Consider the following 17,236-nt stretch of genomic DNA (forward strand, 5'->3'; position numbering starts at 1 on the left):
AACCGATTAATGCGTCCCCTCTCGCAGGGACGGATAACAGATGCAGATACGCGTCGACTGGCGCTCGAGTTGTAGCCTGACCGGGACGGTCCTGAAGTGGCTCGCCGTGCCACTTGCCGTGCCGTTCGTGCTGGCGATCGTCGACGGTGACGATCCGCTGCCGTTTCTGGCCGCGATCGTCGTTACGGCCGTCGTCGGCGTCGCCCTCGAGCGACTGACCGACGACCGGGAGCTGGGACAGCGCGAGGCGTTTCTGATGGTCGCGCTGACCTGGCTCGGCGTCGGCGTCATCGGCGGGATTCCGTTCTACATCGTCGGGTTCGGTGCCCCGGCGGCGTCTGCGTTCTCCGGGCCCATCGGCGGCCTCGTCAACGCACAGTTCGAGAGCATGAGCGGACTGACGACGACAGGAGCGACGGTGATGAGCGGCTGGGACTTCGAGAATCAGTCCCGCGCGATCCTGCTTTGGCGCCAGTTGATCCAGTGGCTCGGCGGGCTGGGAATCCTGATCGTCGCGATCGGCTTGCTCTCGAATCTGATGGTCGGTGGCGCACAGCTGATGGAGACCGAGAGCCAGTCGCGAAACGTCCGCAAACTCCGGCCCCACATCGACGAGACCGCACGGCTCATCTGGGGGCTGTACGTCGGCGTCACGGTACTCGCTGCAGTGACGTTCTACGCGTTGTACTTGCTCGGAGTTGCGCCCAATATGGACCTATTCAACGCCGTCTCCCATGCGCTGACAAGCGTCGCCACCGCGGGATTCTCACCGGAGGGCGAGAGCATCGGCGCGTTCGAACCGATCGTCCAGTGGGCCGTGATGCCGTTTATGATCCTCGGGGCGACCAACTTCGTCCTGCTGTACTACGTGACTCAGGGAGAGACTCGCCAACTCCTCGAGTCCGAGGAGTTTCGCTTCTACATCGGCGTCATGGCTGCGATCGGCGCGATCGTCGCGACCATTCTGTGGATGGATCCGGCGATCGAGAAAAGCCTCGAGGAGACGCTCAGACACGGGCTGTTCAACGTGGTCTCGCTGGTGACGACGACGGGGTATGCCTCGACGGACTTCGCGCTCTGGTCGACTGGCGCGACCCACATGCTGTTTCTCTGTATGTTCCTCGGTGGGATGGCCGGATCGACGACCTGTTCGATCAAGTCCCTGCGCTGGCTGGTAGCGCTGAAAGCGTTTCGGCGCAGTCTCTTTACCTCGATCCACCCCGAGGCCGTCCGGCCGATTCGACTCGGCAACGACGTGGTCGACGAGGGGACGATCCGGGATATCTACGCCTACGTCCTGCTGGCGATCGTCATCTTCTTCCTGCTGACCGTCTTCGTCGTCGTCGACGCCGCCCGCGCCAGTACGGCCGTCACCGAATTCGAAGCGCTCGGTGCCTCCGCCTCGATCTTTCTCAACATCGGCCCTGCGTTCGGGATGGCCGGCCCGATGGACAACTACGCCGGCTTCCCCATCACCACCCGCAGTGTCATGATCGCAATGATGTGGGTCGGCCGTATCGAGATCCTTCCCGTGCTCGTGCTCCTGACACCGGCGTTCTGGCGTTCGTAGTGCGAGACTACTGACCGCCGACCACAGCCTGGGCGTCCTCAAGCGAGAACTCGCCTTCGTACAGGGCGCTTCCGACGACGACGGCTGCTGCACCGGCCTCCTCGAGAGCCTGCACGTCCTCGAGGGTCGCTACCCCACCGCTTGCGATCACGGGAATCTCGGTCGCGTCGACCAGTTCGCGAACCGGCTCGGTGGCCACGCCCTCGAGTTGGCCTTCGACGTCGACGTTCGTAAACAGAATCGCTGCTGCCCCCAGCTCCTCGTACCGCTCGGCCGCCTCGACGGGCGAAACCCCCGCGCCTTCGGTCCAGCCCTCGACGACGACCTCGCCGTCTTTCGCGTCGAGGCTGACGACGACACTATCGGGGTGTTCGTCGCTGATCTCCGCGACGATGTCGGGGTTCTCTACCGCTGCCGTGCCGAGGATGACGCGGTCGACGCCGCGCTCGAGCAACTCGATTGCGCCGTCGGCGGTACGAATACCTCCGCCGAGTTGGGTGGGAACGTCGACGGTCTCGACGACGGCGTCGATAGCGTCGTCGTTTGCTCGCTCGCCTTCGAAGGCACCGTCGAGATCGACGAGATGCAGCGACTCCGCACCCGCGTCGATCCATCGTTCGGCGGCCTCGACGGGATCGCCGTAGGTCTTCTCGGTGCCGCGCTCGCCCTGGACGAGCTGGACGACCTCACCGTCCTGGACGTCGACGGCGGGAATTACTTCGAACTCCGGAAACGCGCTCATGGCTGGAGGGAGACGCGACGGGCGCGTAAAGCCACCGTTTCGGGTCGACGTCACGTCCGTGTCCGCGTTCGGTCGCCCGGACGATCACACCGATTCGTCCACGGACGACGGTTCTCGAGTCGTTACAGTTCGGCGCTCGTGCAGAGCAATTACGGGCCGGGACAGTGTGGACCGTGACAGTAGATGCTGGCTCTCGCCGTGCTCGCCCAGGGACCAGCGACCCGGCCCGAACTGACGACCGACATGCTGGTCGTCTTCGGCGTCGTCGCGCTTGCGATGGTGTTGTTCGTGACCGAACGGCTGCCGATCGACGTTACGGCGATCCTGCTGATCGTGATCCTCGTCGTCTTAGAGCCATGGACAGGAGTCGATCCCGAAACGGGGATCTCCGGCTTCGCAAACGACGCGACGATCACGGTGCTGGCGATGTTGATCCTGAGCGGTGGCATTGCCCGTACAGGCCTCGTCCAGGAACTCGGCCGATGGATGGCGAATTTCGCCGGTGGTAATATCCGCAAGCAGCTGTTCGCGACCGTCGTCGCGACTAGTCCGGTCTCCGGCTTTCTGAACAATACGCCCGTCGTCGCGTTGCTCGTCCCGGTCGTCACCGACGTCGCCAACCGCGGGAACACCTCGCCCTCGAAACTGCTGATCCCGCTGTCGTACGCCTCACAGGTCGGCGGCATGCTCACGCTCATCGGCACGTCGACGAACATCCTCGCCAGCGACGTCAGTGCCCGACTGGGCGCCGACTACCCCGAACTCCACCGGTTCTCGATGTTCGAGTTCACCCAGCTGGGCGCGATCGTCGTCATCGTCGGCGCGCTCTATCTGATCTTCGTCGGCCACTACCTCATTCCCGAACGCGTCCCCGCGCGGCCCGACTACGTTGAGGAGTACGACGTCGGCGACTACGTGGCGGACGTGGCCGTCGTCCCCGGCTCGCCGTTCGTAGGGTCGACCGTCGGAGACGCGACCGACCGGCTCGGCGACGAGATCGACATCGTACAGGTCGTCAGCGACGAAGAGCGGTCGGTCGCCCCACGGCGTGGAACTCACCTTGCGGAGGGCGACGTCCTTGTCGTCCGGACCGACCGCGACGCGATCACGATGCTCGAGGGCGTCACGGGCCTCGAACTGGTCGGCGATCCTCGCTCCGATGCCGAACTGGCGACCGGCGAGGAGACGGGCATCATCACCGAACTCGTGGTCTCGCTGGACTCCCGGCTCGTCGGCGAGCGACTCGATCCCGAATCGTTCCGCGAGGAGTTCGGCGCAGCCGTACTCGGGCTCCGACGCCGGGGGTCGCTCGTCGGCGACCGGATCGTCGGCCGCCGGCTCGACGTCGGGGACACGCTACTGGTTCAGGCGCCGCCCGATACCCTCGACCGGCTCTCGCGGCGCGACGACGTGATCGTCGCTCGCGAACCGCCCCGACCGGGGTACCGGTCGGACAAGGCGCCGATCGCCGTCACGATCATGATCGGCGTCGTCGCGATCGCCGCCCTCGAGTTCTATCCGATCCTGATATCGGCGCTTGCAGGCGTCGTCGCGATGGTTGTCACGGGCGTCCTCAAGCCAAACGAACTGTACGACGCCGTCGAGTGGGACATCATCTTCCTGCTGGCAGGCGTGATTCCGCTGGGCGTCGCCCTCGAGCAGTCAGGCGCTGCGGCCTACCTCGCCTTCTTAGTTGTCGAGACGGCCGGCTTCCTGCCGACACTCGTAGTGCTGTGGCTGTTCTACATCGTGACGGGCTTGATCACGGAGATGATCAGCAACAACGCGAGCGTCGTCCTGTTGCTCCCGGTGGCCGCGGCCGCGGCCGCGGCGATCGGGTCGAATCCGTTCGCGTTCGTCATGGCAGTCACCTTCGCCGCCAGCACGGCGTTTCTGGGTCCGGTCGGCTACCAGACGAACCTGTTCGTCTACGGCCCCGGCGGCTACCGCTTTACCGACTACTTCCGGGTCGGTGCGCCGCTGCAGTTGATCCTCTCGATCGTCACCGTCGTCGGCATCGCGGTCATCTGGGGCATCTGATACTGTCGGACAGCAGTCAGTGAGACGTCGGTCGCGAACGCGCGGCCGTCACCCGCGGGACGGCCGCAGTCGCGCGACCGATCGTCGACTCGTGCTGTCCAACAGTATGAACGGCGTTCGCTCGAGAGGATCGTTCCTCCGTTGGGACGATCCTGTTCCGAATGAGAGGGATCACCACAAGAAAACAGTAACTTTTGCGTACCAAACTCATTTCACACGGTGTGGTGAACTGACGCTATATCATGAGTGCGGGTCGCGATCGAGTCCGAAGTGGATTCACAATCGTCTCGGAGGGGTCACTCGAGCGATGAACCCGCGTCGCGTCGACGCAATCATCGATCTCGGCTACGGCGTCCTGATTTTCGTCTCGATCGTCCTGATCGTCTCAGTCGGAACGCTGGTCGGGGTCGCGTTTGGGCTGGGTGTGCTGATTTCGTACGCGTTACACGTCGTCTGGAAGATGGCCCGGTTCGACCCCGACTGGATGACCCAGACGGTCGAGGAGACGGTCGAAGAAACCGTCGGCCAACAGGTCGAACAGACCGTCGAGGAGACGGTCGGCGAACAGGTCGAGACAGTCCAGGAACAGATCGAGACCGTCGATCAGCGGATCGATCGCCGGCCACGCGAGGACGAAATCGAGGAACTACTCGAGGAAACGGTGACAGATGAGACGGAAGATAAGTCAGACGGTTGAAATCGGCAGCGGTCGACGATCACCATTCGACCCGCAATCAGGCGGACGAAGACGCCCGGCTCTCGATTTACGGCCCGCGAGATGCCAAACGACACCAGTGGGTGCGTCCCAGACGACGCGAAGCGACTCTCACGAACACCGGCGTACAGCTTGTATCCACGGATGATTTCGACGCTGCTTCTCATCGGGATCCTCGTTGCGATCTTCGTCGGCTACAACATCGGCGGCGCGACGACCGGCCCCGCGTTCGGGCCGGCCGTCGGTGCCGACGCAATCTCGAAGACCGCAGCCGGTGCGTTAATGACGGTCTTCTTTTTCGTCGGCGCGTGGACGATCGGTCGACGTGTCGTCGACACCCTCGGGCGGGACCTCGTTCACGATCCCGGCGTCTTCACGCTCGAGGCGAGCGTCGGCGTCCTCTTTTTCATCGGCGTCGCGCTGTTCGTCGGGAACGTCTTCGGCGTGCCCGCCTCGACGTCGATGACGGCCGTCGGGTCGATCGCGGGACTTGCCCTCGCAGCCGGCGAGCTCAACTGGGCAGTCATGGGCGAAATCGCGATCTGGTGGATCGTCTCGCCGTTTATCGGCTTCTGGGTCTCGCTGGTGATCGGCCGCTACTTCTACGCCGCACTCAATCGGCGGATCGCGATGGAACGAAGCGAGGGTCCACTCTTCGAGATCGATCGCTCCGGGATCGTTCCGACGCCGGCTCTGACCGACACCACGAACCTGCGCGAAGTCGGCGGCGTGGTGATGGTGGTCGCCATCGGCTGTCTGATGGCCTACAGTTCGGGAACCTCGAACATCGCGAACGCGGTCGCGCCGCTGGTCGGCAGCGGCGAACTCGAGATGAACCCCGCGATCATCATCGGCTGTCTCGCGGTCGGCATCGGGACGTTCACGATCGCACGCCGGACCCTCGAGACGATGGGTAACGAACTCACTGAACTCCCGCTGACGGCGGCAATCGTCACCGCGACGGTCAGCGCCACGCTGGTCATCTTTCTCTCCGCGATCGGTATCCCCGCGAGTTTCGTCATCATCGCGACGATGTGTATCATCGGTCTCGGCTGGGGTCGGGCGACCCGACCGATGACGGTCGGCGAGGCCGTCCGTGGTGAGGAGTCGGCACCGGTTTCGGTCGGTGCCCTGTCCGAGGATCGAGAGGGCGAGGAGCTCCCGCCGATCGGCGAGGAGGAAGAACCCGAGCGGATCCCGAAAGCGTCGGATCTGTTCGACCCGGCGACGACGGCCCGCGTGGTTCTCATGCAAAACGTCGTCCCGGCCATCGCGACGATCGGCGCGTACGCGACGTTCCGGTTCGTGCCGATCTTCGGGCTCTAATCCGACGGCCACCCCCGCGCTTATTCCGATCGGCGTAGGAAGTCGCGTATGGTCGACGACGTCCTCGTTCCCATGGACGGTTCGGAAATGAGCGAACGGGCTCTCGAGTACGCACTCGAGGTGTTTCCAGAGGCCGACATCACTGTCCTCCACGTGGTCGGGGAACCGTCGTCGATGTGGGCGGGAGCGACGGGACTCGCGCTGGCCGACGACCTCGAAGAGGCGGCCAACGAACACGCAGCGGAGGTGTTCGAACGCGCTCGCGAAATTGCGACGGACGCGGACGCCGATGTCGATCTCGACACCGAGGTCGAACTCGGGCATCCGGTTCGCGCCATCGTCGGCAGCGCCGCCGACCACGAGACGGTCGTGATCGGCAGCCACGGCGGGAGTATCGCCGATCGGGTCTTCGTCGGCAACGTCGCAGAGAAGGTATTTCGCCGGTCTCCGGTGCCGGTCGTCGTTGTCCGGTAAACCGGAAGTCACGCCTCATTCCATCGTGGATCCTGGAGATCACGTTCCGAGACGACCCGAGTCGACGATCGTTCGAGGGCGCGTCCGTCGGATCTCGATCAACTCGAGAGCGGATACATGGAGCCGGAGGCAACCGGACCGGTAGCGTACACCTATCGGATAGAGAGTATCTCGGATTCCCTTGCTTATTTACGAACGGCGGTATACCATCCGTCGATGGTCGAAACGGTGTTGTTGGTTGGAATTGTCGCCTCGATTTTCGTCGGCTTCAACATTGGCGGTTCGTCGACCGGGATTACGTGGGGACCGTCCGTCGGCGCCGGAATCGTGACGAAGACGACGGCAGCGGCGGTAATGACGTTTTTCGTCTTCTTCGGCGGCTGGACCGTCGGTCGGAACGTGATGGACACACTCAGCGAAGGGATCATCACGATCGACCTCACGCTGACGGCTGGCGTCGCCGTCCTCTTTTTCATCGGACTGGGAATGCTCGTCGCTAACATCTTCGGCGTCCCCGTCCCGACGTCGATGACGACGGTCGGCGCGATCGCCGGGCTGGGGCTGGCCACGGGGACCCTGAACTACGCGACGATCGCCGAGATAATCACCTGGTGGATCGTGACGCCGGTCATCGGCCTCTGGATCGGCGTGTTGATCGGCCGCTACATCTACCCGTGGGTCAATCACCGGGTCGACATCGAGAAGTCCGACGGCCCGCTGCTCCGACTCGAGCGCCGAGGTTCGATTCCGACGCCAGCGCTCGGGCCGAACACGACCCAGCAGGAGCTTGGCACCACGCTCGCCGTCTTTATTATCGGCTGCTACATGGCTTTTAGCGCCGGTGCGAGCAACGTCCCGAACGCCGCCGCACCGCTGGTCGGTACCATCGACGGGCTGGAGGCGAACACCGCGATCATCATCGCGACGCTTGCGATCGGTCTCGGTGGATTCACCATCGCTCGGCGGACGATGGAGTCCGTCGGAGGCGAACTGAGCGACATCCCGCTGCTCGCGGCACTTTTCGTCATGGTGACGGCGTCTACGATCACGACGATCCTCTCGTGGGCCGGCATTCCGATCAGCCTCGTGATGGCGACAGTGATGACGATCGTCGGCATCGGCTGGGGACGAGCGACCCGTCCGATCACGGTCCGCAAGGCGGTCACCCGCGACGTGGAGAACCGCGACATCGAATCGGGTGCCATCGTCGCCGAAGAGAAGGTCGGTGAGACGGCGCCGAAGATCGGCGAACCGGAATCTGACGAAGTGCTTCGCGGCGCCGATCTCTTCAACCCCCGGGCGATCATCAAGTACGTCTCGATGTGGATCATCGGCCCCTCGATGTCGACGATCCTGGCGTACGGGTTCTTCACCGCTCTCCCCGGCATCGCCTGAGGCGTGTGGCTCCGAAACGGTACGAGACGGTATCGTCATCTGGCCGGAACCGAAACCCGGACCGCAACAGTAACCGGGACTTACGTCGGTGGCTGACGAACCACGACGTATGCTCTCTCGCGTTCTCGTCCCCATGGATGACTCCGACCACGCCGAACACGCTCTCGAGTACGCCCTCGAGAACTTCTCCGACGCCGAAATAACTGTCCTCCACGTCGTCGGCGTCCCGTCGATGATGATGGGCGACGCGGTCGGGCTCTCACTCGAGGACGACCTCGAGGAGGCAGCTGCCGACCGGGCCGGGCCGGTCTTCGAACGAGCCCGCGAGGTCGCCGCCGAACGCGATCGAGAGATCGAGACGGTCGTCGGTGTCGGCCACCCAGCACGGAACGTCATCGACCGCGCTGACGACTACGACACGGTCGTTGTCGGCAGCCATGGCGAGGACTGGAACCGCGCAACGCACCGCTTTCTCGTGGGTAACGTCGCCGAAACGGTGTCAAAACGCGCGTCGGTGCCGGTGATTATCGTTCGCTAATACGGACCGCCTGCCGGTGTCCCGACACAATCACCGCCCGGGTCGCGGGCGTGTCGATACCGACGGACAGCGGCCCGAATGAACCGATCGGAGCCGGCCGCTATGATTCCGTTTCTCCGTCGGCCGACTCCTCGACGATTTCTTCGACGTCCTCTTCTCGAGGGCGGCGATCGACGCGCTCGTCGACGGCTTCGACTTGCGCCTGTACCTCGTCGACCTGTTTTTCGACGGTTTCTTCGACGGTCTTGCCGACCGTTTCTTCGACGGTTTCGCCGACCGTTTCTTCGACGGTTTCGCCGACCGTTTCTTCGACGGTTTCGCCGACCGTTTCTTCGACGGTTTCTTCGACCTGCGTCTGTACTTCGTCGACCTGCTTTTCGACCGTTTCCTCGACGGTCTCTTCGACCTGCGCCTGTACTTCGTCGACCTGTTTTTCGACGGTCTTGCCGACCGTTTCTTCGACGGTCTCGCCGACGGTTTCTTCGACCGTCTCCTCGACCGTCTGGGTCATCCAGTCGGGGTCGAACCGGGCCATCTTCCAGACGACGTGGACGACGTAGGCTGTGAACACACCGATACCGAACGCGAGTCCGACGCTCGTCTCGAGGACGGCGATCAGCACGATCGAGAGGGCGATCAGTGCGCCGTAGGCGAGATCGGCAGCTGCGTCGACGTGAAGCGGGTTCAACATCCGTCACCTGTCGGGTTTGGTCGGTCGACTATCGATTGCTTCGCGGCTCGGTCGTGTCGGCTAAGCGCCGTCGTTGGTTCATTAGATTGCACATTTCGCCTACAAGAGTCCTGAACGACACACATGATACCGGAGCGTACGGAGTGGCCAGTTGAAATGCTTTGGTACGAGGACAGGGAGAAAACGTCCGTCGGCGGTCCTTTCGGGTACTACGCACGGGCGTGGGTCCTCGAGAGCCACCGAAAACGGATGTCGCGAGGCTCACGGAATCGACCGCAGTTCCCCGATTGTGAGCGAACAGAGCCATTTTTAGGATCAGACTGTGTGAGTACGAACTGTGACTGAAGTACTGCTTATCGTGGGTCTTCTCGTCGCGGTGTTCGTCGGCTACAATATCGGCGGGGCGACGACCGGTCCCGCGTTCGGCCCGGCCGTCGGTGCGAACGTAATCACGAAGCTGATGGCGGCCGTCTTGATGTCGGTTTTCTTCTTTCTCGGCGCGATCACGATCGGTCCGCAGGTCGTCGACACGCTGGGCCGAGAGCTCGTCCACGACACCGGGATCTTCACCCTTCGCTCGAACGTCGCCGTTCTCTTTTTCATCGGCGGCGCCCTGTTCGTCGGCAACTACGCCGGCGTCCCGGCCTCGACGTCGATGACCGCCGTCGGCGCGATCGCGGCGCTTGGCCTCGCGACCGGCGAACTCGCCTGGGGTGTCCTGGGAGAGATCGTCGTCTGGTGGATCGTCGCGCCAATCATCGGCTTCTGGGTTGCCGGTGTCGTCGGTCGATACTACTATCCACGAATCAACGAGTGGATCGCGATCGAAGGGAGCCGCGGCGACAAACAGATGGTGACGGTCGATCGCTCCGGGATCGTGCCCCGACTGCAGTTCGGCGAGAACGCCGATCGACGAGAGATCACCGGCGCGTTCGTCGTCATCGGAATCGGCTGTCTGATGGGGTTTTCCTCGGGGACAAGCAACATCGCTAACGCTATCGCGCCGATCTACGGGACCGGCGACATCGACATGATCCCGCTGATCCTGATCGGATCCGCGGCCGTCGCGGTCGGCTGTTTCACCATCGCCCGTCGAACGATGGAGACGTTAGGTAACGACATTACGAACCTCCCGCTGACGGCCGCAATCGTCGTCGCGGTCATCAGTTCGACGATCGTCATCGGGCTCTCGTGGATCGGGATCCCCGCGAGTTTCGTCGTCATCGCGACAATGAGTATCGTCGGACTGGGCTGGGGGCGAGCGACCCGGACCACGACGCTCTCCGATGCCGCCCGTGGCGAAGAGGAGACCCACGTCTCCGTCGGTGCGCTGACCGCCGAGGAAGAAGGCGAGCGCTCGCCCGAGATCGGTGAGGAAGAACCCGAAGACATTCCGAAGGCGTCGGATCTCTTCGACCCCTCGACGACCGCTCGCGTCATCCTCATGCAGAACGTCGTCCCGATCATCTCGACGGTCGGTGCCTTCCTCACCTTCCGGTTCGTTCCGATCTTCGGATTCTGATACCGCTGCCAGTGACTATCCGATCGAGTGGGCGCGAGATCGACGATCACCCAATTATACTCGGGTTTAAAACAAATACAATTCGTTACCACCGTTCGTCTACGAATTATTTAATATCTCTTGATATTCTTTCGTTCGAACGCCATGATACAGTCTGGAAGACAATTTCGGACAGAACAGCAAGCTATACCAGTGCGGGACGTGAAACGACGAGTGATGCCCACGGTAGAATACCTCAACTACGAAGTGCTGGACGACCAGGGCTGGGACATGGACGACGACGACCTCTTCGAGAAGGCCGAAGACGCCGACCTCGGTCAGGAGGATTACGGCTCCCTCGACGTCGCCGAGGGCGAGTACATCCTCGAGGCCGCCGAGGCTCAGGGCTACGACTGGCCCTTCTCCTGCCGTGCAGGCGCCTGTGCGAACTGTGCGGCTATCGTCAAGGAGGGCGAGATCGACATGGACATGCAGCAGATCCTCTCGGACGAGGAAGTCGAGGACAAGAACGTCCGTCTGACCTGCATCGGTTCGGCCGAAACCGACGAGGTCAGGATCGTCTACAACGCCAAGCACCTCGACTACCTGCAGAACCGCGTTATTTAAACGCGTCCCATTACCATCACGTTTTTTTGCCGCTCGAGCACCGACAGCGACGCCAGCGGAGAGTAGCGTCGCCCTCGAGTCGACGCCACACGACGAGCAGCCGAACGGAAAGGATAACACGGCCGCGCTTCGAGAGAGCCACTTGTGACACTCGCTGGCGTCGCGGCGACGGCGCCTGACCTCCTGCGGCTCGTCGCCGTCCCCGTCTTCGCCTGGGTCGCGGTTCGGGACATCAAGACCCGACGCGTCTCGAGTACCGTCTGGATCCCCCTCGCCCTGGTGGGTGCCGTCGCGTTGGTCTGGGACGGCTGGCTCGCCTGGAGCGAGGGCGGCTACGCCTGGAGTCACGAGTTCCTCCTCCCGACGGCAGTAAGTCTGGGGTTCGTCGTCCCGATCGCCTATCTGTTCTGGTGGTTCGGCGGCTTCGGCGGCGCGGACGCGAAGGCGTTGCTCGTGTTGGCGCTACTCTTTCCGACCTTCCCACAGTACGCTGTCGGCTCGTGGACGCTTCCCGCGACGACGACGCCGATCGGGACGTTCTCGTTTACCGTGTTGACAAACGCCGTCGTCGTCGGCCTCCTCGTTCCGGTCGCCCTCGCCGCGCGTAACGCCGTCGCCGGCCGGGTGACGCCCGTGATGGCCATCGGCTGGCCCGTCCCGACCGACCGGCTTCCCGAAACCCACGGCCGCCTGCTCGAGACACCCGAGGGTCCCTCGAGGGGTGGTCTCGATCTCGACGCGTTGCGGATGTATCTGCGCTGGCGCGGGCTCACGCTCGCGGACGTCCGCGAGGATCCCGACCGATATCGCGATCCGGCGACGCTCCCCGAGAGGCCGAACCCGCCGACCGACGGTGCGGTCACCGCGGCGGTAGAAAGCGACGGGGGCGCGGCGTCGACTGACACCGACGATCGCGGGCGACCCTCCGGCGATCACGACGCCTCGGCGATCGGCGGCGCCACGTCGACGGCCGACGATCCGTGGGGTGCCGAGGCGTTTCTCGCGGACATCGAGGGGACGGCCTACGGGACGCGACCCGAGGAGCTTCGGGAGGGTCTCGAGGTGATATCCGAGACGGAGACGGTCTGGATTTCGCCGGGAACGCCGTTTCTCGTTCCGGTGTTCGTCGGCCTGACGATCGCACTGGTCTACGGCGACCTACTCGTCGGGACGATCATCTAGTCCGTCATCGACGCGAGTAGTAATACCGCTCGTACAGCGGCACCAGCACCGTCCAGAAGAGCACGAACGTGGCTCCGACGCCGATGAGAACGAGCCAGCCGTCTCCGCGACCGCTCGGTGGCCCACTCGAGAGCAACGCGAGCGTGCCAACGAACAGGAGGCCACAGACGACCACGCTGGCTAGCTCGAGCAACGCGGCGACGGGATAGGTCCGGAGGCGAGTAGCGATGTCGGCAAGCATGTCCGAAACTCACGCGTGACCCCTAAAAGCGTCACGGCACGCCGTCTGTCGGAGACGATCTCGGACAGTCTCCTGTCGTCACAGCTCGCCGATCGCCGACCCCGTGTGGCGATCGGCGGGAGATCGGGACAGCGGTCGGTATCAGGCTCGAGACTCGATCGCCTCGGCGATCTCGTCGAGTTCGTCGTCCGGAATCGCTTCCGGACCGCCGAACGCACTGTGGATCGGACCGGCGTCGTCGCCCTCGAACCGCGGGACGATATGACAGTGGACGTGGGGGACTTCCTGTCCGGCCGCCTCGCCGTTGTTAAACGCGACCGTCGTGGCATCGGCATCGACGGCCTCCTCGATGGCGGGCGTCAGCCGGTGGATCGTCGCGTAGAGGTCCGTCGCGACGTCGTCGGGGACGTTGTTTAGCCGCTCGTACTCGTCTTTGGGAACGACCAGGGTGTGTCCCGGCGCCAGCGGATTGGCGTCTAAAAACGCGATCGTCGTCTCGTCTTCGTACACGACTCGAGCGGGAATCTCCCCCTCGACGATCTGGCTGAAGATCGTACTCATATTCGACTGTGGATTCGCCGACTGTAAGAAACTTACTCGCCGACGGCCCTGATCCGGGGACGATATCGAACGGTACGCCGCCGAACTCCTATCGATCGACGACCGTCATCGAGGATAAACAGTGTGAACCGGGGTGAAATCGACGTAACTCCGCTTACTGATCGGGAATCGGGATGGACGGTCGTCGCGATTCAATACGTCTCGTCGCCTCGGTCGACGTGCCCAGCGAGGGGCTGTCGCATCGCACCAGTACCGGAACTGTCACGTACGAAACGAACAACCACCGTCACGCACCCGTACACACCATCCGCCGGTGGGTTTCTCGCCGGTCGAGGGTCCGAACGGCGTACGGACCGTCGGACCCTGGCCGTTCGATCGACGCCATTCTCGAGCCTATGGCTCGTTGTCACCTGTCACACAGCTCGTCGACCGTCTCGCCGATCGCCGCGAGATACTCGTCGGGGTCGTATCCCAGTCGTCCGATCCAGACGTCCTGATACGATAAGCGGACGGAATCCATTTATCGTAGTAGCTTGAATATCAGGACAGGCTGAATCATGGTCAAGAGCAAGAGACAAAGATACGAGCAAATCAGGGAAGAAATCGAGAAGAAAGCAGAATCAGGGTCAATCGATGAAACTGATAAGGAATATCTCTTCGAATTCCTTGATGCAAAAGATCCTGAATGCGGTTTAGTCAATGATCCAAATGACAAGCCTAAATCGGACGGAACAATATCACGCTATGCGTATTCCTTGAAGAGGATAGCTGATTTAGGCGACTTTGATTTAACAGATTGCTCTCCCGATGATATCAACTACCTTTGTGACGATATGCGACAGGGACGCATAGAAGGGGTAAAAGATGATGGATTGACCAAAGGTAGTGTTGCAAACTACCAGAAAGCTCTTCGAAAGTTCTACGAGTATCATGATGATCTAGGAATTGAGAAGCAAGATATCATTCTATACAAAGATGATTCTGGCGGGGTTGATGAAAGAGATATTTTCGATAAGCAGGATATCAAAGCCCTACGTGATGCTTGTAAGCACCCAAGAGACAGGGCCTTAGTCGATCTACTGTTATATACAGGACAGCGATTATCTGCTATCCTCAATTTGCGTATCAAGGATATCGATCTTGAGACAGCGGAATTTTATCTCAATGAAGAAGCAGGTGATTTGAAGGGTGCTAGTGGCAAAAGACCACTACTATATGCTGAAAAAGCTGTTCGAGACTGGATGAATTCGCATCCTTGTAAAAATGATCCAGAAGCTTATTTCATAACTCAAAAATCCAAGAATTTAGGTGGTGGTGATTACGAGTTAGGGGACAGGATTGATAATTCTACAGTCTATCATCAATTACAACAAATCAAGAAGGAAGCAGGGGTTGACAAGCCCTGTAATGCCCATAATTTCCGTCATACGTTCGTGACATTGGCTGCCCGTGATTATGGTTTAGATTTCGATTACATCAAACATCTAATCGGCCATGCACCCGATTCACAAGTGATGGAATCGACATATACCCACTTAACCGATGATGATATTATCAATAAGGCCAAAGAAGCAACCGGAATCAAAGAAAAGGAAGAAGAATCACCATTAACCCCTGATATCTGTGAAAACTGTAATGAACCTGTCCCTATCGATAATGCCAAAGCTTGCCCTGCTTGTGGTATTGCATTTACACCCGATGCACATCAAGCCAAAGAGCAAATCGAAGAGGATCTATACGAATCCAAAGGACAAGCTGAAGGCCAGCTAGAAGAGGATACAGACACTCTTCGGCAGAAAATCAAAGAAAATCCCGAACTTGAGAAGGTTGCTCTTCAAGCTCTTATCGAAAACAATCCTGAATTGCTAGATCAATAGGCAAATAGGCTGTTTTTCTCTTCAGCTTCGATCTTTGGTTGTTCTTGCTTTTCTGTCGGGGTTATATCGCTCTCACTGGATTCCTTCGATGAATACGATGTATCCCCCTCGATTTGCTCAAGAAGCTCTCGAGCAATCCAATTTGCTGGTAGATCCGAATCAGCAATCCGTTCGAAGGCTTCTCTATCCTCTTCGATGATTTCCTCAATTTCCCCCATTTCCATATAGGGCGAACAAATTATGGTATAAAAGACTTATCGTTAATGATTAATCAGAAAAGTGGGACCGGCAAGATAAGGGACCGTCCCAAGCATACCCCCTTATACGGGATGGCTTGACATTTCCCCTCAAGCAAGGGTAGCAAACTATATCCCGGCTTGCTATCGGTAGTGGCCTATGCTATTATCCCTCATAGGCAAGGGGTAGAACAGCTTTGAAGCCAACAGGCTTCGGGCCGTGTTGCTTCCTTTTCCCTGAAATCAGGGAAGGACAAGAGCTACTGCCCTCAATATTACATAGGTTCTCGAGACTTAAAAATCTGTCGTCTAGTGGGTGAAAATAATCCGTTCCTGTGAGAAGCTAGTATTTGCCTCTCAAGCGATTTTCTCTAAAGACGATGGAAACCACTTACAATTGATCGAAGCATATTCTGTGGTTGCATATGCTCAATATATTCCCTCTCAAGGCCCTAGAGAAGTTACCTTCGATCATCAATCTATTTCCGGGTAACTTCGATCAACTTAATTATATGTAATTAGCTAAGTCTATCGAATTTGGTAGGTTCGGAAATCGAGTGAAATGTAAATCACTATAAAATTTCCCTAGGGGATAAAGGCCGCTCAGAACCTACCCTTAGCGTCTATATCCATGAATATAAAATAGAGAAAGGAAACATAGATCCCCTACTCTAAACCCATCCAAACCCCTGAAAACTAAAAAATTAGCATATGGAGACAAATCAGATAATATCTGTTATCCCCTTACCGTATGGTGATTTTCCTATGGCCATACCCTCAACTTGTATACTATACCTAGATCCTTCGTATACAAGCTAATTTCTTTTTATAAGTGGTTGCTATTTTTCGAGGATAGAAGCGTCCAACTCTCCTTTCAGATATTTCTCTCCATCATCACTGATTCGATACTTACCACGTTCGACTTTTTCGACCATTCCGTACTTCTCAAGCACCAAAATTCGATGAGCTACACCTTCTCTTGATCGATCTATATTGAAAGCGATAATCGAGGGAGTAAGGACAATATCAGTATCGGCTAGAAGCTCCAAAATTTCATCATCTAGGGGCTGTTGCCATTCAGCCCGCTTTCTGCGCATACCCTGTTTGCTATTCGCACTTTCTTTAACTACTTCGAAATGTAGCTATAAAAACATTAATTCGTAGTATTCTAAGCACTAATTGGTATGAAAATCTTTTTACTATTATGAAAGCGACAGTCAATATGGCCAATAGAAGTAGACGAGAATGGCTTGCCGCTGTTGGATTAGTAACCACAACTGCTATAGCTGGTTGCTTGGGTAGTCAAGAAGAAGATAGTGAACCCGATCCGGCTAATTTTTCAATTACGGACTCCACAGAGGGGAATTTTGATGTACGACAGGGAGAAAATCTGTCGGCTGACGCAACTATTGAAAACACAGGTGATGAATCGGATTCACAAGAAGTAGAATTCACTTTTGGAGACGAAAACTCTCAGCGAAGTATATCCTTAGAAGGTAGTGAAGACACCACAATTTCCT

17 protein-coding genes and 2 pseudogenes are annotated in these 17,236 nt (G+C 59.4%); 12 read left to right on the forward strand and 7 right to left on the reverse strand.

Translation table 11 applies throughout. The features are described from left to right. Positions 1-40 precede the first annotated feature (40 nt). Positions 41-1,570, forward strand: coding sequence for a TrkH family potassium uptake protein (locus tag RBH26_RS15375; protein ID WP_306759261.1), 1,530 nt, complete (start codon positions 41-43; stop codon positions 1,568-1,570). Positions 1,571-1,577: 7 nt separating this feature from the next. Here RBH26_RS15375 and hisA read toward each other — a convergent pair whose 3' ends face one another. Continuing rightward, complete coding sequence (hisA, locus tag RBH26_RS15380) at positions 1,578-2,312, reverse strand: 1-(5-phosphoribosyl)-5-[(5-phosphoribosylamino)methylideneamino]imidazole-4-carboxamide isomerase (RefSeq protein WP_306759262.1); 735 nt, start codon at positions 2,310-2,312, stop codon at positions 1,578-1,580. 183 nt (positions 2,313-2,495) lie between these two features. On the opposite strand from hisA, the gene RBH26_RS15385 reads away from it, so the two are divergent. From RBH26_RS15385 to RBH26_RS15410, 6 genes are all read left to right on the forward strand, one after another. After that, a complete protein-coding gene (locus RBH26_RS15385) occupies positions 2,496-4,352 on the forward strand; it encodes an SLC13 family permease (protein ID WP_306759263.1) in 1,857 nt (618 codons plus the stop codon). Between the two features lie 307 nt (positions 4,353-4,659). Next, positions 4,660-5,049, forward strand: a complete 390-nt coding sequence (locus RBH26_RS15390; RefSeq protein WP_306759264.1) for a hypothetical protein — start codon at positions 4,660-4,662, stop codon at positions 5,047-5,049. 162 nt (positions 5,050-5,211) lie between these two features. Next, a complete protein-coding gene (locus RBH26_RS15395) occupies positions 5,212-6,393 on the forward strand; it encodes an inorganic phosphate transporter (RefSeq protein ID WP_306759265.1) in 1,182 nt (393 codons plus the stop codon). Positions 6,394-6,441: 48 nt separating this feature from the next. Further along, positions 6,442-6,867, forward strand: a complete 426-nt coding sequence (locus tag RBH26_RS15400; RefSeq protein WP_306759266.1) for a universal stress protein — start codon at positions 6,442-6,444, stop codon at positions 6,865-6,867. A 216-nt stretch (positions 6,868-7,083) separates the two neighbouring features. Beyond that, positions 7,084-8,262 (forward strand): inorganic phosphate transporter, encoded by a 1,179-nt coding sequence (locus RBH26_RS15405; protein ID WP_306759267.1) that lies wholly within the window; start codon positions 7,084-7,086, stop codon positions 8,260-8,262. A 109-nt stretch (positions 8,263-8,371) separates the two neighbouring features. Next, positions 8,372-8,800 carry a universal stress protein gene (locus tag RBH26_RS15410; protein ID WP_306759268.1) on the forward strand — a complete coding sequence of 143 codons (429 nt, stop codon included), beginning with the start codon at positions 8,372-8,374 and terminating at the stop codon, positions 8,798-8,800. Between the two features lie 100 nt (positions 8,801-8,900). Here RBH26_RS15410 and RBH26_RS15415 read toward each other — a convergent pair whose 3' ends face one another. Continuing rightward, complete coding sequence (locus RBH26_RS15415) at positions 8,901-9,491, reverse strand: hypothetical protein (protein ID WP_306759269.1); 591 nt, start codon at positions 9,489-9,491, stop codon at positions 8,901-8,903. Between the two features lie 337 nt (positions 9,492-9,828). On the opposite strand from RBH26_RS15415, the gene RBH26_RS15420 reads away from it, so the two are divergent. The 3 genes from RBH26_RS15420 to RBH26_RS15430 all read left to right on the forward strand — a co-directional run bounded on the left by RBH26_RS15420 (position 9,829) and on the right by RBH26_RS15430 (position 12,801). Further along, complete coding sequence (locus RBH26_RS15420; RefSeq protein WP_306759270.1) at positions 9,829-11,013, forward strand: inorganic phosphate transporter; 1,185 nt, start codon at positions 9,829-9,831, stop codon at positions 11,011-11,013. Positions 11,014-11,229: 216 nt separating this feature from the next. Beyond that, on the forward strand, positions 11,230-11,619 hold the full coding sequence (gene fer, locus RBH26_RS15425; protein ID WP_306759271.1) for a ferredoxin Fer: 390 nt from the start codon (positions 11,230-11,232) through the stop codon (positions 11,617-11,619). A 144-nt stretch (positions 11,620-11,763) separates the two neighbouring features. Further along, positions 11,764-12,801: an A24 family peptidase C-terminal domain-containing protein gene (locus RBH26_RS15430; RefSeq protein ID WP_306759272.1), complete on the forward strand. Its 1,038-nt coding sequence runs from the start codon at positions 11,764-11,766 to the stop codon at positions 12,799-12,801. Between the two features lie 4 nt (positions 12,802-12,805). Here RBH26_RS15430 and RBH26_RS15435 read toward each other — a convergent pair whose 3' ends face one another. The 3 genes and pseudogenes from RBH26_RS15435 to RBH26_RS15445 all read right to left on the reverse strand — a co-directional run. Beyond that, complete coding sequence (locus tag RBH26_RS15435; protein ID WP_306759273.1) at positions 12,806-13,042, reverse strand: hypothetical protein; 237 nt, start codon at positions 13,040-13,042, stop codon at positions 12,806-12,808. A 141-nt stretch (positions 13,043-13,183) separates the two neighbouring features. After that, a complete protein-coding gene (locus RBH26_RS15440; protein ID WP_306759274.1) occupies positions 13,184-13,603 on the reverse strand; it encodes an HIT family protein in 420 nt (139 codons plus the stop codon). 406 nt (positions 13,604-14,009) lie between these two features. Continuing rightward, a pseudogene (locus RBH26_RS15445) lies at positions 14,010-14,105 on the reverse strand (uracil-DNA glycosylase); the annotation flags it as partial. A 55-nt stretch (positions 14,106-14,160) separates the two neighbouring features. Here RBH26_RS15445 and RBH26_RS15450 point away from each other — a divergent pair. Further along, a complete protein-coding gene (locus tag RBH26_RS15450) occupies positions 14,161-15,480 on the forward strand; it encodes a tyrosine-type recombinase/integrase (protein ID WP_306759275.1) in 1,320 nt (439 codons plus the stop codon). Here the strand turns inward: RBH26_RS15450 and RBH26_RS15455 are convergent. Further along, positions 15,474-15,704: a hypothetical protein gene (locus RBH26_RS15455; protein WP_306759276.1), complete on the reverse strand. Its 231-nt coding sequence runs from the start codon at positions 15,702-15,704 to the stop codon at positions 15,474-15,476. The two genes, RBH26_RS15450 and RBH26_RS15455, sit on opposite strands and share 7 nt — an antisense overlap. Before the next feature lie 851 nt (positions 15,705-16,555). Beyond that, the gene (locus RBH26_RS15460; RefSeq protein ID WP_306759277.1) at positions 16,556-16,813 is read right to left on the reverse strand and encodes a transcriptional regulator; all 258 of its coding nucleotides are present in this window, start codon (positions 16,811-16,813) and stop codon (positions 16,556-16,558) included. Between the two features lie 107 nt (positions 16,814-16,920). On the opposite strand from RBH26_RS15460, the pseudogene RBH26_RS15465 reads away from it, so the two are divergent. After that, positions 16,921-17,236 (forward strand): annotated as a pseudogene (locus tag RBH26_RS15465) (hypothetical protein); the annotation flags it as partial.

Origin of the sequence: Natronolimnohabitans sp. A-GB9, assembly GCF_030848565.1 — an archaeon.
Classification (GTDB): domain Archaea; phylum Halobacteriota; class Halobacteria; order Halobacteriales; family Natrialbaceae; genus Natronolimnohabitans.

Coding starts and splice junctions, on each gene's coding strand:
- RBH26_RS15375 (WP_306759261.1), top strand. CDS start 41: ATGCAGATACGCGTCGACTGGCGCTCGAGTTGTAGCCTGACCGGGACG.
- hisA (WP_306759262.1), bottom strand. CDS start 2,312: ATGAGCGCGTTTCCGGAGTTCGAAGTAATTCCCGCCGTCGACGTCCAG.
- RBH26_RS15385 (WP_306759263.1), top strand. CDS start 2,496: ATGCTGGCTCTCGCCGTGCTCGCCCAGGGACCAGCGACCCGGCCCGAA.
- RBH26_RS15390 (WP_306759264.1), top strand. CDS start 4,660: ATGAACCCGCGTCGCGTCGACGCAATCATCGATCTCGGCTACGGCGTC.
- RBH26_RS15395 (WP_306759265.1), top strand. CDS start 5,212: ATGATTTCGACGCTGCTTCTCATCGGGATCCTCGTTGCGATCTTCGTC.
- RBH26_RS15400 (WP_306759266.1), top strand. CDS start 6,442: ATGGTCGACGACGTCCTCGTTCCCATGGACGGTTCGGAAATGAGCGAA.
- RBH26_RS15405 (WP_306759267.1), top strand. CDS start 7,084: ATGGTCGAAACGGTGTTGTTGGTTGGAATTGTCGCCTCGATTTTCGTC.
- RBH26_RS15410 (WP_306759268.1), top strand. CDS start 8,372: ATGCTCTCTCGCGTTCTCGTCCCCATGGATGACTCCGACCACGCCGAA.
- RBH26_RS15415 (WP_306759269.1), bottom strand. CDS start 9,491: ATGTTGAACCCGCTTCACGTCGACGCAGCTGCCGATCTCGCCTACGGC.
- fer (WP_306759271.1), top strand. CDS start 11,230: ATGCCCACGGTAGAATACCTCAACTACGAAGTGCTGGACGACCAGGGC.
- RBH26_RS15435 (WP_306759273.1), bottom strand. CDS start 13,042: ATGCTTGCCGACATCGCTACTCGCCTCCGGACCTATCCCGTCGCCGCG.
- RBH26_RS15440 (WP_306759274.1), bottom strand. CDS start 13,603: ATGAGTACGATCTTCAGCCAGATCGTCGAGGGGGAGATTCCCGCTCGA.
- RBH26_RS15450 (WP_306759275.1), top strand. CDS start 14,161: ATGGTCAAGAGCAAGAGACAAAGATACGAGCAAATCAGGGAAGAAATC.
- RBH26_RS15455 (WP_306759276.1), bottom strand. CDS start 15,704: ATGGAAATGGGGGAAATTGAGGAAATCATCGAAGAGGATAGAGAAGCC.
- RBH26_RS15460 (WP_306759277.1), bottom strand. CDS start 16,813: ATGCGCAGAAAGCGGGCTGAATGGCAACAGCCCCTAGATGATGAAATT.